Below are 13,445 nucleotides of genomic sequence, written 5' to 3'. Positions count from 1 at the left end.
AAAGGGCTGGGCCATCTCCCACAGGGAAAATTGCAAAGGCTAATCACCCGTCAACCCCTGCAACCGGCGGTACTCCCGCAGCACATTCGGTACATAGCGCCGGGTCTCGGCAAACGGCGGTACCGCACCACGGCGCAGCACAGCTTCGGGGCCGGCGTTGTAGGCCGCCACGGCCAGAGTGATGTCATTGTCGAACAAGTTGAGCATGCGCTTGAGGTAGCGGGCCCCGCCCTGCACGTTGTCTTCCGGGTCCAGGCGGTTTTCCACGCCCATCTCGCGGGCGGTATCCGGCATCAGTTGCATCAGCCCCACGGCGCCCGCCGGTGAACGGGCCTTGGGGTTGTAGCCGGACTCGGCCTTGATCACCGCATGCAGCAACGCCGGGGGGACGTCGTGGGTACGCGCCGCGGCGGCGACCAGCTTGGCGTAGGGGCGGCCGGTGATGAGCTGCGCGTGGGCCGGGCCGGCCTGGGCCTTCGGCTCGCTGATCACCGTTTCATAGAGGCGCCCGGGTCGATGGACGTTGGTCAGTATGTAGCTGCCTTTGGCGTCGATGGAAATGTACACATCGGCCTGGGCAGCACCTGCCACCAGCCAGATCAAACCGAGAATGAGTCCACGCATGTCGGTCGCCTCTTCGTGGTACCCCCAAATTTGGGGGATATACCCCGGAAAACCCGAGGTCGATGACCACGACGCAAGCACTGTGCCGCTTTGCATACCGCATGGTGCAAGGCGCCAGCGCAGGCGTGCACGGCTGTTGCATGGAGCCTGCAAAAGCTTGTCCCCATGCAGCGGAGGGCTTCACCATGCAGCGCAGAACCAACCCTGAACGTGGCTTCACCCTGCTTGAACTCCTGGTGGTACTGGTGGTGCTCGGCCTGTTGGCCGGTATCGTCGCGCCCAAGTACTTCAGCCAGCTAGGCCGCTCCGAGGCCAAGGTGGCGCGGGCGCAGATCGAGGGGCTGAGCAAGGCCCTGGACCTGTACCGCCTCGAAGTCGGCCACTACCCCAGCAGTGAGCAAGGCCTGCAGGCCCTGGTGATCGCCCCCAGTGGCGAAGCGCGCTGGACCGGCCCGTACCTGCAGAAGGCCGTGCCGCAAGACCCGTGGGGCCGCGCGTACATCTACCGGCAACCCGGCGAGAACGGCGGCGAGTACGACCTGCTGTCGATGGGCAAGGACGGCCAGCCCGGTGGCGACGGGGAAAACGCCGAAATCACCAGTTGGCAGTAGGGAGAACGACCATGCGCTACAGCCTCAAGGCCCTGGGCAGGCAGGGTGTGGTGCAGTTGCAGATCGACGCCGAGGACGCCGACCAGGCCCGCCGCCAGGCCGAGGACCAGGGCCTGCGCGTGCTCAGCCTGCGTGGCCACGGCGGCGCCTTGCGCGGCATGGCCTGGCGCCGCGAAGCAAGCTTTGACCTGGTGCTGTTCAGCCAGGAACTGTCGACCCTGCTCAACGCCGGCCTGCCGCTGATCGACGCGCTGGAGAGCCTGGCGGAAAAGGCCCCCGCAGCGGCAACGCGCAAAGTGCTCGCCGAACTGGTCCGCCAACTGTACGAAGGCCGCTCGCTGTCCCAGGCCCTGGGCCAGCAGCCACGGGTATTCCCGCCGCTGTACGTGGCGCTGGTGCAATCCAGCGAGCGTACCGGCGCGCTGGGCGACGCCCTCGCCCGCTACATCAGCTACCGCCAGCGCCTGGACCTGGTACGGCAGAAGCTGGTGGGCGCCTCGGTGTACCCGTTGCTGCTATTGCTGGTGGGTGGTGGCGTGGTGCTGTTCCTGCTTGGCTACGTGGTGCCGCGTTTCAGCCAGGTATTCGAGGGCATGGGCACCGAGTTGCCCTGGCTGTCTCGGCTGCTGATGCAGATCGGCCTGTTCCTGCATGCCCAGCAACTGCCACTGGCGTTGGGCACCCTCGGCGCGGTCACGGCGCTGTGGCTGCTGCGCCGCCAGCCACGGGTGCGGCGCTGGGCAGCCTGCCAGCTGCGGCGCCTGCCGGCACTGCACCAACGCCTGATGATGTACGAACTGGCGCGCTTCTACCGCTCGTTGGGCATCCTGCTGCAAGGCGGTATCCCCATCCTCACCGCCATGGGCATGGCCCGCGGCCTGCTCGGCAGCGCGGCGGCCCAGGGCCTGGAGCACGCCAGCCAGCGGGTCGGCGAAGGGTTGCCGCTGTCCGACGCGCTGGAGGCCGGGCAACTGGTCACGCCGGTATCGCTGCGCCTGCTGCGGGCCGGCGAGCAGTCCGGCAACCTGGGCGAGATGCTGGAGCGCTGCGCCGACTTCCATGACCAGGAAATCGGCCGCTGGGTGGAATGGTTCGTCAAGCTGTTCGAACCACTGCTGATGACCTTCATCGGCCTGCTGATCGGCCTGATCGTGATCCTGATGTACATGCCGATCTTCGAACTGGCCTCGAGCATTCACTGAATGGCCAGGCCCAGGCTTTCACGCAGGGTGGTGCCCTCGTAGGCGGTGCGGTATACCCCGCGCTCCTGCAGCAGCGGCACCACTTGCTCGGTAAAGCGGCGGAACTGCCCGGGGTGGCCGATATAGATGTTGAAACCATCCAGGGCCCGCGCCTCGAACCACTCGGCCATTCTGGCCGCTACCGTTGCCGGCGAACCGACGAAGGCCCCCGGCCGCAACTGGCGGCCGAACTCCACCGCCTGGCGCAAGCTCAAGCCCTGCTCCCGTGCCTGGTCGGCAATACGCCTGGCGTTGGTGAAGAAGCTGCTGCGCGCGTGCTCCAGGCTTTCTTGCGGGAATGGCGCATCGAGGTCGTACTGGCTGAAGTCGTGCCAGCCGAAGTTGCGCCCGAACTCCTTGAGCGCCAGCTCGAAGCTGTGGTCCTGCTGGTGGTAATGGCGCTCGATCTCGCGGGCGTGTTCGTCGGTGTCGCCGACATAGATCTCGGCCCCGGGCAATACCAGCAGCTGCTCGGGGTCACGCCCCAGCCGCGCGGCGCGGCCCTTCACATCACGGTAGAACGCCTGGCCCTGCTCGATGCTGGCGGCGTGGGTGAAGATCACATCCGCCGTGGCAGCTCCAAGGTCACGCCCCTGCTGCGAATCGCCGGCCTGGAAGATGACCGGCTGGCCCTGTGGCGAGCGCTGGATGTTCAACGGCCCCACCACCGAGAAGTGCTCGCCTTTGTGGTTCAGGGCATGCATCCGGCTGGGGTCGAGGAACTGCCCGGTGGCCCGGTTGCGCGGGAAAGCGCCGTCTTCATAGGAGCGCCACAGGCCCTGCACCACCGCGACGTGCTCCTGGGCGCGGGCATAGCGGGTGTCGTAGTCGTAGTGCTCGTCACGGCCGTAGTTGCCGGCGGTGCCGGCGTCGCCACTGGTGACCACGTTCCAGCCGGCGCGGCCCTTGCTGATCAGGTCCAGCGAGGCGAGGCGGCGGGCGACGTTGAAGGGTTCGTTGTAGGAAGTGGTCAGGGTGCCGACCAGGCCGATGTGGCGTGTGCTTACCGCCAGCGCCGAGAGCAGGGTCAGCGGCTCCAGGCGGTTGAGGTAATGGGACGGCGAGCCGGGGGTGATGTACTGGCTGTCGACGATGAACATCAGGTCGAACAACGCCGCCTCGGCCTGGCGGGCGATGTCGATGTACCAGTCGATGTTGACGCTGGCGTCGGCAGGCAGCTCCGGGTCGAGCCACAGGTTGTGCCGGCCAGGGCCACCGCAGCCCATGGTCAGGGCGCCAAGCTTGATCTTGCGGGTGGTCATGGGTATTCCTCGGAAATGGTGGTGGCTGTGCCGGCCTCTTCGCGGGTAAACCCCCTCCCACAGGAATTGCGCAGTATTCGAGTGCTGCACTGCCCCTGTGGGAGCGGGTTTACCCGCGAAAGGGCCGGTACAGGCGTAATCAGTGCTCGAACGCCGCCGCGAACGAGGTATCGAACAGGCTGGCCGCCGGGTAGGCCTTGATCAGCCCCAGCCCGGCAAAGAAGTCCACGGTCTTCTGCGCCTCCACGATCACCTGCGGGTTGAGCGCCGCCACATCGGTACGCGCCCTGGCAAACCAGGCCCGGGCGATGTCGCGGTCGGCACGGGTGCGCCTGGCCCAGGCATCGGCATACGCCTCGGTGTGGGCGGGGTCGCTCAGGGTCCAGTCACGGGCCTTCTTCAGGCGCTGGAGAAAATCACTGATCTGCGCCCGCTTGGCCTCCACCGCCTTGGCATTGGCCACCACGAAACTCTGGGCCGGGATCAACCCTTCGGCCGTGGCCAGCACCCGTGCCCCTTGGCGCTCCTGCTGGGTGACATAGGGTTCCCAGGTGGCGATCACATCCACCGAACCACCATCCAGGGCATGCGACGCATCCAGAGCGCTGAGGTAGCGCAGCTCCAGGGCGTCACGCGGCACCGCAGCCTTGTCCAGCGCGCTGAACAGCAGTTGCTGGCTCCAGGAACCCTTCCAGATCGCCGCGCGCTTGCCACGCAGGTCTTCGAGGCGGTGAATGTTCGAGTCCTTGCGTGCCAGGATGGCCACGCCCTCCAGGTTCTGCCGGCTGACCGCAATCACCTTGATCGGCGCACCCAGCGCACCGAGGAACAACGGCGGCGCATCGCCCAGCAGGCCGATGTCCAGGCTGCCCACGTTCAGCGCCTCGGCCACCGGCGAGCCGGCGGTGAACTGCTTCCATTCCAGGGTATAGGGCAGGTCGTCGAGCACGCCGGCCGCTTCCATCACGGCGCGGGCATTGAAGCTCTGGTCGCCAACCACCAGGGTTTGCGCGGCGGCCGCCAGGCTGAGGGAGCTGGCCAGCACACCGGCGGCCAATTGCTTGAGGTATCGCACGTTCGTCTCCAGGTACCGTCGAGGTACATAAGGCCGATCCGCGCGTGCGGTCTCGTGGGGTAATCGCGGGGCTTGCTGTTCGTTGCGCCCATTTCAAAACAGATCAGCCAAGCTGTAAATGCATTTTTTGCATATTAGCTTATGAATATTTTTACTTTTAAGAATACTCACCGCATTTGCTAGGGTTTAACCAAACCGTCAGCCGAGCCTGAACCATGAGCCAACCCCTGCGCCTCGAGCGCCTGCGCCACTTCATCGACGCACTTTCGCAACTGCTGGACCGGGAAACCGACGAAGCCACCCTCCTCGACCAGGGCCAGGGCCTGCTGCGCAGCCTGGTCGCCCATGACGACTGGCTGCCCGAGGCGCTGGCGCAGCCGGACCCGGCCCGTTACCAGCAATACCTGCTGCATTGCGATTCGCGCCAGCGCTTTTCCATCGTCAGTTTCGTCTGGGGGCCAGGCCAGCAGACGCCGATCCACGACCACCGGGTGTGGGGATTGATTGGCATGTTGCGTGGCGCCGAATACTCGCAAGGCTTTGTCCGTAGCGAGCACGGTGCGTTGCTACCGGCAGGCGAGCCGGTGCGCATCGACCCTGGCCACGTGGAAGCCGTATCGCCGCGCATCGGTGATATCCACCAGGTCAGCAACGCCTTCGCCGACCAGGTGTCGATCAGCATTCACGTGTATGGCGCCAACATCGGCGCCGTCAGCCGTGCCGTGTACCTGCCCGACGGCAGCGAGAAACCGTTCATTTCCGGCTATTCCAACACCCTTCTGCCCAATATCTGGGACCTGTCCAAAGAGAACCCTGCCCCATGAGTACCGTAGCCACCCGCGCCTTCCACGACATTCGTCGGGCATTGCTGGCCCATGAAGAACTGGCGCTGATCGATGTACGCGAGGAAGACCCGTTCGCCCAGGCACACCCGTTGTTCGCCGCCAACATTCCGTTGTCGAAACTGGAGCTGGAGGTGTTTGCCCGGGTCCCCCGGCGCGACACCGCCATCACCCTGTATGACGACAGCGAAGGCCTGGCGGCCCAGGCCGGCCAGCGTCTGACGGCACTGGGCTACAGCGATGTGGCACTGCTCGAAGGTGGCCTGGCTGGCTGGCGCGCAGCAGGCGGCGAACTGTTCCGCGACGTCAACGTGCCAAGCAAGGCCTTTGGCGAACTGGTGGAAAGCGTGCGCCACACCCCATCGCTGGCGGCCGAACAGGTGCAAGCGCTGCTGGATGCCAAGGCCGATGTGGTGGTGCTCGATGCCCGCCGCTTCGACGAATACCAGACCATGAGCATCCCGGGTGGCATCAGCGTCCCGGGTGCCGAACTGGTGCTGCGGGTGGCCGAGTTGGCGCCCGACCCTGCCACCCAGGTGATCGTCAATTGCGCCGGGCGCACCCGCAGCATCATCGGCACCCAGTCGCTGGTCAACGCCGGCATCCCCAACCCGGTGGCGGCCCTGCGCAACGGCACCATTGGCTGGACCCTGGCCGGGCAAACCCTGGCCCACGGCCAGCAACGGCGTTTCGCCGAGGTTACCGACAGCACCCGTGCCGATGCCGCACAGCGCGCGCGCAGCGTGGCCGACCGCGCCGGCGTGGCCCGCCTGGAGCCCGAAGGCCTGGCCGCCTGGCAGGCTGATACCAGCCGCACCACCTACCTGTTCGACGTGCGCACGCCCGAGGAATACGCCCAGGGCCACCTGCCGGCCAGCCGCAGCGTGCCGGGCGGGCAGCTGGTGCAGGAAACCGACCATGTCGCCAGCGTACGCGGGGCGCGCATCGTGCTGGTGGACGATGACGGCGTGCGGGCCAACATGAGCGCTTCGTGGCTGGCGCAGATGGGCTGGCAGGTGGCAGTGCTGGACGGTTTGTCAGCGGCAGACTTCAGTGCAGCCGGCGAGTGGCAGCCGCCGCAGCCGGCGTTGCCGGCGGTGACCGAAATCGGTGTCGAGCAACTGGATGACTGGCTGCAAGCGCCAGGCACCGTGCTGCTGGACTTCACCAGCAGTGCCAACTATGTGAAACGGCACATTCCAGGCGCTTACTGGGCGATCCGCGCGCAGTTGCCACAGGTGCTGGAGCGCTTGCCGGTAGCCGAGCGCTATGTGCTGACCTGCGGCAGCAGCCTGCTGGCGCGCTTTGCGGCGCTGGACTTGCAGGCACTGACGCAAACCCCGGTGTACGTGCTGGACGGTGGCACCGCGCGCTGGATTGCGGCGGGCAAGGCGCTGGAGAGCGGCGAAACGCGCTTGGCCGTGGCGCGTACCGACCGTTATCGCCGGCCTTATGAAGGGACGGACAACCCGCACGAGGCGATGCAGGGGTATCTCGACTGGGAGTTCGGCTTGATTGCCCAGCTGGAGCGCGATGGCACCCATGGGTTCCGCGTATCGAGCTGACATTGCCGGGGGCGCGTTGCGCCCCTTTCGCGACACAAGGCCGCTCCTACAGGGGAACGCGTATGCTGTAGGAGCGGCCTTGTGTCGCGATGGGCTGCAACGCAGCCCCAGAAATCCCAACCATGCCGCAAATCGATGAACGACCCACACATATCATTCATCGTGATAATAACCTTCGCCCCGTTCGATTCGTGCATCACGCGCAAGACACTCACACTCCGCCCACTACTAATACATTGGCGGAGTTCTCCATGGAACAATCACTCAAACCCTTGCGCTTCCCCCTCGCTGCCCTGGCAGTGGTGGTGATCAGCGCTTGCGGTCGAACCCCCGACGCCGTGCAGGCTCCCGCCGCGCCGAAGGTCAGTGTGGCCAAGGTGATCGAGCAACCGATCAACGAATGGGACGAGTTCACCGGCCGCCTCGAAGCCCCGGAAACCGTCGAGGTTCGCCCGCGGGTTTCCGGCCAGATCGACCTGGTGGCCTTCACTGAAGGCGCCCAGGTCAAGAAAGGCGACCTGCTGTTCCAGATCGACCCACGCCCGTTCCAGGCAGACGTCCGCCGCCTCGAAGCCCAGCTACAGCAAGCCAAGGCCACCGCCATCCGCAGCGCCAACGAAGCCCGCCGTGGCGAACGCCTGCGTGACAGCAACGCCATTTCCGCAGAACTGGCCGAATCGCGTAGCAGCGCCGCCGCCGAAGCCCGCGCTGGGGTTGACGCGATCCAGGCCCAGCTCGACCTGGCACGCCTGAACCTCAGCTTCACCCGTGTCACCGCGCCCATCAGCGGCCGCGTCAGCCGCGCCCAGTTCACCGCCGGCAACATCGTTACCGCCGATGTCACCCCACTGACCAGCGTGGTCTCCACCGATAAGGTCTATGCCTACTTCGACGCCGACGAGCGCGTGTACCTCAAGTACACCCAGCTGGCCCGCGAAGGCCAGCGCGGCCAGAGCACCCCGGTGTACCTGGGCCTGACCAACGAAACCGGCAACCCGCACCTGGGCCAGATGAACTTCGTCGACAACCAGGTCAACCCGCGCACCGGCACCATCCGTGGCCGTGCGGTGTTCGACAACAGCGACGGCCAGTTCACCCCAGGCCTGTATGCACGCCTGAAGCTGGTGGGCAGCGCCCAGTACCAGGCCGTGCTGATCAACGACGAAGCCGTGGGCACCGACCTTGGCAAGAAGTTCGTGCTGGTCATGGACAAGGACAACAAGGCCGCCTACCGCGCCGTGGAGCTGGGGCCGAAGCTGGAAGGCCTGCGCATCGTGCGCAGCGGCCTGGGCAAGGACGACCGCATCGTGGTCAAGGGGCTGCAGCGCGTACGCCCTGGCTCACCGGTCACCCCGGAAGAGACACCGATGGCCAGCGAACAGACCCTCGCCGCCCTCGCCCAGCAGCGCCAGGCCCTGGAGGCCAGCAACCCGGCGCCGAAGGTGGCGGGCAACAACGTGAAAGTCGCCAGCGCCCAGGCGCCACGCGGTTAAGGGACCACACCGATGAACTTCTCGAAATTCTTCATTACCCGGCCAATCTTCGCCGCGGTGCTGTCGCTGGTGCTGCTGATCGCGGGTTCGATCTCGCTGTTCCAGCTGCCGATCAGCGAATACCCCGAAGTGGTGCCGCCCACCGTGGTGGTGCGCGCCAACTTCCCCGGCGCCAACCCCAAGGTCATCGGCGAAACCGTCGCCGCGCCACTGGAGCAGGCGATTACCGGCGTGGAGAACATGCTGTACATGTCCTCCCAGTCCACCGCTGACGGCAAGCTGACGCTGACCATCACCTTCGCCCTGGGCACCGACCTGGACAACGCCCAGGTGCAGGTGCAGAACCGCGTCACCCGTACCCAGCCCAAGCTGCCAGAGGAAGTGACCCGCATCGGTATCACCGTCGACAAGGCCTCGCCCGACCTGACCATGGTCGTGCACCTGACCTCGCCGGACAACCGCTACGACATGCTCTACCTGTCCAACTACGCCATCCTCAACATCAAGGACGAGCTGGCGCGCCTGGGCGGCGTGGGCGATGTGCAGCTGTTCGGCATGGGCGACTACTCGCTGCGCGTGTGGCTGGACCCGAACAAGACCGCTTCGCGCAACCTCACCGCCAGTGATGTGGTGGCTGCGATCCGCGAACAGAACCGCCAGGTGGCCGCCGGCCAGCTGGGCGCCCCACCCGCCCCGGGTTCGACCAGCTTCCAGCTGTCGATCAACACCCAGGGTCGTCTGGTCAATGAGGAAGAGTTCGAGAACATCATCATCCGCGCCGGTGCTGATGGCGAAATCACCCGCCTGAAGGACATCGCCCGGGTCGAACTCGGCTCCAGCCAGTACGCCCTGCGTTCGCTGCTGAACAACCAGCCGGCGGTGGCCATCCCGATCTTCCAGCGTCCAGGCTCCAACGCCATCGAGATCTCCGACGAAGTGCGGGCGAAGATGGCCGAGCTGAAGAAGGACTTCCCCGAGGGCATGGACTACAGCATCGTCTATGACCCGACCGTGTTCGTCCGTGGTTCCATCGAAGCCGTGGTGCACACCCTGTTCGAAGCGCTGGTGCTGGTGGTGCTGGTCGTCATCCTGTTCCTGCAGACCTGGCGTGCCTCGATCATCCCGCTGATGGCCGTGCCGGTATCGCTGATCGGTACCTTTGCCGTGATGCACCTGTTCGGCTTCTCGCTCAACGCGCTGTCATTGTTCGGCCTGGTCCTGGCCATTGGTATCGTGGTGGACGACGCCATCGTCGTGGTGGAAAACGTCGAACGCAACATAGGCCTGGGCCTGAAACCGCTGGAGGCCACGCAAAAGGCCATGGGCGAAGTGACCGGGCCGATCATCGCCACCGCCCTGGTGCTGTGCGCCGTGTTCGTGCCTGCCGCGTTCATTTCCGGCCTGACCGGGCAGTTCTACAAGCAGTTCGCCCTGACCATCGCCATTTCCACGGTGATCTCGGCATTCAACTCGCTTACCCTGTCGCCGGCCCTGGCTGCCGTGCTGCTGAAGGACCACCATGCGCCCAAGGACCGGTTCTCGCGGTTCCTGGAAAAACTGCTGGGCAGCTGGCTGTTCGCCCCGTTCAACCGCTTCTTCGACCGCGCTTCCAACCGCTACGTCGGCGGCGTGCGTCGGGTCATCCGCTCCAGCGGCATCGCCCTGTTCGTGTATGCCGGCCTGATGGGCCTGACCTACCTGGGCTTCTCGTCCACCCCGACCGGTTTCGTGCCGGCCCAGGACAAGCAGTACCTGGTGGCGTTCGCCCAGCTGCCTGACGCGGCCAGCCTCGACCGCACCGAAGCGGTGATCAAGCGCATGAGCGAAATCGCCCTGAAGCAGCCTGGCGTGGCCGACTCGGTAGCCTTCCCAGGCCTGTCGATCAACGGTTTCACCAACAGCCCGAACAGCGGCATCGTGTTCACCCCGCTCAAGCCGTTCGACGAGCGCAAGGACCCGAGCCAGTCGGCGGCGGCCATCGCTGCTGCACTGAATGCCCAGTTCGCCGACATCCAGGACGCCTACATCGCGATCTTCCCGCCACCGCCGGTACAAGGCCTGGGCACCATCGGCGGCTTCCGCCTGCAGATCGAAGACCGTGGCAACCTGGGCTACGAGGCCCTGTACAAGGAAACCCAGAACATCATCGCCAAGAGCCACAACGTGCCGGAACTGGCGGGCCTGTTCACCAGCTACCAGGTCAACGTGCCGCAGGTCGATGCCGCCATCGACCGGGAAAAGGCCAAGACCCACGGCGTGGCGATCACCGACATCTTCGACACCCTGCAGGTCTACCTGGGCTCGCTGTACACCAACGACTTCAACCGCTTTGGCCGTACCTACCAGGTCAACGTCCAGGCCGAGCAGCAGTTCCGCCTCGATGCCGAGCAGATCGGCCAACTGAAGGTGCGCAACAACCTCGGCGAGATGATCCCGCTGGCGACGTTCCTCAAGGTCAGCGACACCTCCGGGCCTGACCGGGTGATGCACTACAACGGTTTCATCACCGCCGAGATCAACGGCGCAGCGGCACCGGGCTACAGCTCCGGCCAGGCCGAAGCTGCAATCGAGAAGCTGCTGAAAGAGGAACTGCCCAACGGCATGACCTTCGAGTGGACCGACCTGACCTACCAGCAGATCCTCTCGGGCAACACTGCGCTGTTCGTGTTCCCGCTGTGCGTACTGCTGGCCTTCCTGGTGCTTGCCGCCCAGTACGAAAGCTGGAGCCTGCCGCTGGCGGTGATCCTGATCGTGCCGATGACCCTTCTGTCAGCCATCACCGGGGTGATCGTGTCGGGTGGTGACAACAACATCTTCACCCAGATCGGCCTGATCGTACTGGTGGGCCTGGCGTGCAAGAACGCGATCCTGATCGTCGAGTTCGCCAAGGACGAACAGGCCAAGGGGCTCGACCCGCTGGCAGCGGTACTGGAAGCCTGCCGCCTGCGCCTGCGGCCGATCCTGATGACCTCGATCGCCTTCATCATGGGTGTGGTTCCACTGGTGTTCAGCTCCGGTGCAGGTTCTGAAATGCGCCATGCCATGGGTGTGGCGGTGTTCTCGGGGATGATCGGCGTGACCGTGTTCGGCTTGTTCCTGACCCCGGTGTTCTTCTTCCTGATTCGCCGTTTCGTCGAACGTCGCCAGGCCCGCAAGGCCGAACGCGCCCACTCGCTGGAGAGCCATGCATGAACCTGCTCAAACCCTTGACCCCGAGCCTGCTGGCGCTGGCCCTGGCGGCCTGCGCGGTAGGCCCGGACTATCAGGCGCCGGCCACCGAGCCTGCGCAGCTGGCCAGTGATGTACAGGCCAAGGCCTACGACCGTAGCCGTTTCGAAAGCCTGTGGTGGAAGCAGTTCGACGACCCGGTGCTGAACCAGCTGGTGCAGGCTTCGCTGGACGGCAACCGTGACCTGCGCGTGGCCTTCGCCCGCCTGAAGTCGGCCCGTTCGATCCGTGAAGACGCCGAGAACGATCAGTTCCCGGTGGTCACCAGCCGCGCCAGCAGCGACCTCGGCAAGGGCCAGGTCCCCGGCCAGACCACGCAACGGGTGAACAGCGAGCGCTACGACCTGGGCCTGGACATGGCCTGGGAACTTGACCTGTTCGGCCGCATCCAGCGCCAGATCGAAGCCAGCGAAGCCCAGGAAGCAGTAGCCGCGGCCGACCTGCAGCAGTTGCAGGTCAGCCTGATCGCCGAGCTGGTCGATGCCTACGGCCAGCTGCGCGGCGCGCAGTTGCGCGAGAAGATCGCCCTGGCCAACCTCAAGACCCAGCAGGAATCGCGGGCCATCACCGAAACCCTGCGCGATGCCGGCGTGGGCAACGACCTTGACGTGGTACGGGCCGACGCGCGCCTGGCCGGGGTCGAAGCCACCGTGCCGCAACTGCAGGCGGAACAGGCGCGGGCCCGGCATCGCATCGCCACCCTGCTCGGCCAGCGCCCCGAGGCGCTCAGCGTCGACCTGTCGCCCAAGGCCCTGCCGGCCATCGCCAAGGCGCTACCGGTGGGTGACCCGGGTGAACTGCTGCGCCGCCGCCCGGACATCCGCAGCGCCGAACGCCAGTTGGCGGCTGCCACCGCCAACGTCGGCGTGGCCACGGCCGACCTGTTCCCCCGCGTCAGCCTCAGCGGCTTCCTCGGCTTTACTGCTGCCCGTGGCTCGCAGATCGGCTCCTCGGCAGCCAATGCCTGGGCGCTGGGCCCGAGCATCACCTGGGCGGCCTTCGACCTGGGCAGCGTGCGCGCCCGCCTGCGCGGTGCCAAGGCCGATGCCGAAGGGGCACTGGCCAACTATGAACAGCAGGTGTTGCTGGCCCTGGAAGAATCGGCCAACGCCTTCAGCGACTACGACAAGACCCAGCAGCGGCTGCTGTCGCTGATGCGCCAGAGCGATGCCAGCCGCAAGGCGGCAGAACTGGCCTCGATTCGTTATCGCGAGGGTACGGTGGACTACCTGGTGCTGCTCGATGCCGAGCGTGAGCGGCTGAGCGCCGAAGATGCGCAAGCCCAGGGCGAGGTCGAGCTGTACCGCGGCATCGTCTCCATCTACAAGGCCCTGGGCGGCGGCTGGCAACCAGAGACTGTAGCCAGCGCGCGCTGATACACCCGTTTCAACGACTCCTTTGGTTGGCTCCTCCCCCAACCGTTTGCCCCGCAGGCCTTGGTCCGCGGGGCTTTTTTATGCTGATTGAGGGTGTGTGCAGGGTGCATGCCTCTGAATCTTCAGCG

Annotated in this window: 10 protein-coding genes; 7 read left to right on the top strand and 3 right to left on the bottom strand. The window is 65.8% G+C overall.

Annotated features, from left to right (window positions below):
- Nucleotides 1–39: 39 nt before the first annotated feature.
- Nucleotides 40–624 carry a lytic transglycosylase domain-containing protein gene (locus ABIB24_RS02300; protein ID WP_286919135.1) on the bottom strand — a complete coding sequence of 195 codons (585 nt, stop codon included), beginning with the start codon at nucleotides 622–624 and terminating at the stop codon, nucleotides 40–42.
- 185 nt (nucleotides 625–809) lie between these two features.
- Between ABIB24_RS02300 and gspG the strand changes: the two genes are divergently transcribed.
- Together gspG and ABIB24_RS02290 are read left to right on the top strand one after the other, a co-directional pair.
- A complete protein-coding gene (gspG, locus tag ABIB24_RS02295; protein ID WP_137164107.1) occupies nucleotides 810–1,235 on the top strand; it encodes a type II secretion system major pseudopilin GspG in 426 nt (141 codons plus the stop codon).
- Nucleotides 1,236–1,246: 11 nt separating this feature from the next.
- Nucleotides 1,247–2,437 carry a type II secretion system F family protein gene (locus tag ABIB24_RS02290; protein ID WP_075045349.1) on the top strand — a complete coding sequence of 397 codons (1,191 nt, stop codon included), beginning with the start codon at nucleotides 1,247–1,249 and terminating at the stop codon, nucleotides 2,435–2,437.
- Here the strand turns inward: ABIB24_RS02290 and ABIB24_RS02285 are convergent.
- Together ABIB24_RS02285 and ABIB24_RS02280 are read right to left on the bottom strand one after the other, a co-directional pair.
- Nucleotides 2,431–3,738, bottom strand: coding sequence for an LLM class flavin-dependent oxidoreductase (locus ABIB24_RS02285; protein WP_025339319.1), 1,308 nt, complete (start codon nucleotides 3,736–3,738; stop codon nucleotides 2,431–2,433). The genes ABIB24_RS02290 and ABIB24_RS02285 overlap by 7 nt on opposite strands.
- A gap of 139 nt (nucleotides 3,739–3,877) precedes the next feature.
- Nucleotides 3,878–4,813 carry an ABC transporter substrate-binding protein gene (locus tag ABIB24_RS02280; protein ID WP_025339320.1) on the bottom strand — a complete coding sequence of 312 codons (936 nt, stop codon included), beginning with the start codon at nucleotides 4,811–4,813 and terminating at the stop codon, nucleotides 3,878–3,880.
- Between the two features lie 215 nt (nucleotides 4,814–5,028).
- On the opposite strand from ABIB24_RS02280, the gene ABIB24_RS02275 reads away from it, so the two are divergent.
- The 5 genes from ABIB24_RS02275 (at nucleotide 5,029) to ABIB24_RS02255 (ending at nucleotide 13,317) form a co-directional block, all read left to right on the top strand.
- Nucleotides 5,029–5,637: a cysteine dioxygenase family protein gene (locus ABIB24_RS02275; protein WP_274120590.1), complete on the top strand. Its 609-nt coding sequence runs from the start codon at nucleotides 5,029–5,031 to the stop codon at nucleotides 5,635–5,637.
- Nucleotides 5,634–7,220, top strand: a complete 1,587-nt coding sequence (locus ABIB24_RS02270; protein ID WP_274120591.1) for a rhodanese-related sulfurtransferase — start codon at nucleotides 5,634–5,636, stop codon at nucleotides 7,218–7,220. The genes ABIB24_RS02275 and ABIB24_RS02270 overlap by 4 nt, the downstream gene beginning before the upstream one ends.
- 251 nt (nucleotides 7,221–7,471) lie before the next feature.
- Nucleotides 7,472–8,713: a multidrug efflux RND transporter periplasmic adaptor subunit MexE gene (mexE, locus tag ABIB24_RS02265; protein WP_025339323.1), complete on the top strand. Its 1,242-nt coding sequence runs from the start codon at nucleotides 7,472–7,474 to the stop codon at nucleotides 8,711–8,713.
- Nucleotides 8,714–8,725: 12 nt separating this feature from the next.
- Nucleotides 8,726–11,905 carry an efflux RND transporter permease subunit gene (locus ABIB24_RS02260; RefSeq protein WP_025339324.1) on the top strand — a complete coding sequence of 1,060 codons (3,180 nt, stop codon included), beginning with the start codon at nucleotides 8,726–8,728 and terminating at the stop codon, nucleotides 11,903–11,905.
- On the top strand, nucleotides 11,902–13,317 hold the full coding sequence (locus tag ABIB24_RS02255; protein ID WP_075045355.1) for an efflux transporter outer membrane subunit: 1,416 nt from the start codon (nucleotides 11,902–11,904) through the stop codon (nucleotides 13,315–13,317). Before ABIB24_RS02260 ends, ABIB24_RS02255 begins: the two co-directional genes overlap by 4 nt.
- The last annotated feature ends 128 nt before the right edge of the window (nucleotides 13,318–13,445 follow it).

The sequence above is a fragment of the Pseudomonas sp. UYEF17 genome (genome assembly GCF_040546125.1).
Classification (GTDB): domain Bacteria; phylum Pseudomonadota; class Gammaproteobacteria; order Pseudomonadales; family Pseudomonadaceae; genus Aquipseudomonas; species Aquipseudomonas putida_Z.
This window is presented reverse-complemented; position numbering and strand designations above follow the sequence as displayed.

Bases quoted from the DNA above. Each gene is read 5' to 3' on its own strand.
- ABIB24_RS02300 (WP_286919135.1), bottom strand. From the start codon at position 624: ATGCGTGGACTCATTCTCGGTTTGATCTGGCTGGTGGCAGGTGCTGCC.
- gspG (WP_137164107.1), top strand. From the start codon at position 810: ATGCAGCGCAGAACCAACCCTGAACGTGGCTTCACCCTGCTTGAACTC.
- ABIB24_RS02290 (WP_075045349.1), top strand. From the start codon at position 1,247: ATGCGCTACAGCCTCAAGGCCCTGGGCAGGCAGGGTGTGGTGCAGTTG.
- ABIB24_RS02285 (WP_025339319.1), bottom strand. From the start codon at position 3,738: ATGACCACCCGCAAGATCAAGCTTGGCGCCCTGACCATGGGCTGCGGT.
- ABIB24_RS02275 (WP_274120590.1), top strand. From the start codon at position 5,029: ATGAGCCAACCCCTGCGCCTCGAGCGCCTGCGCCACTTCATCGACGCA.
- ABIB24_RS02270 (WP_274120591.1), top strand. From the start codon at position 5,634: ATGAGTACCGTAGCCACCCGCGCCTTCCACGACATTCGTCGGGCATTG.
- mexE (WP_025339323.1), top strand. From the start codon at position 7,472: ATGGAACAATCACTCAAACCCTTGCGCTTCCCCCTCGCTGCCCTGGCA.
- ABIB24_RS02260 (WP_025339324.1), top strand. From the start codon at position 8,726: ATGAACTTCTCGAAATTCTTCATTACCCGGCCAATCTTCGCCGCGGTG.
- ABIB24_RS02255 (WP_075045355.1), top strand. From the start codon at position 11,902: ATGAACCTGCTCAAACCCTTGACCCCGAGCCTGCTGGCGCTGGCCCTG.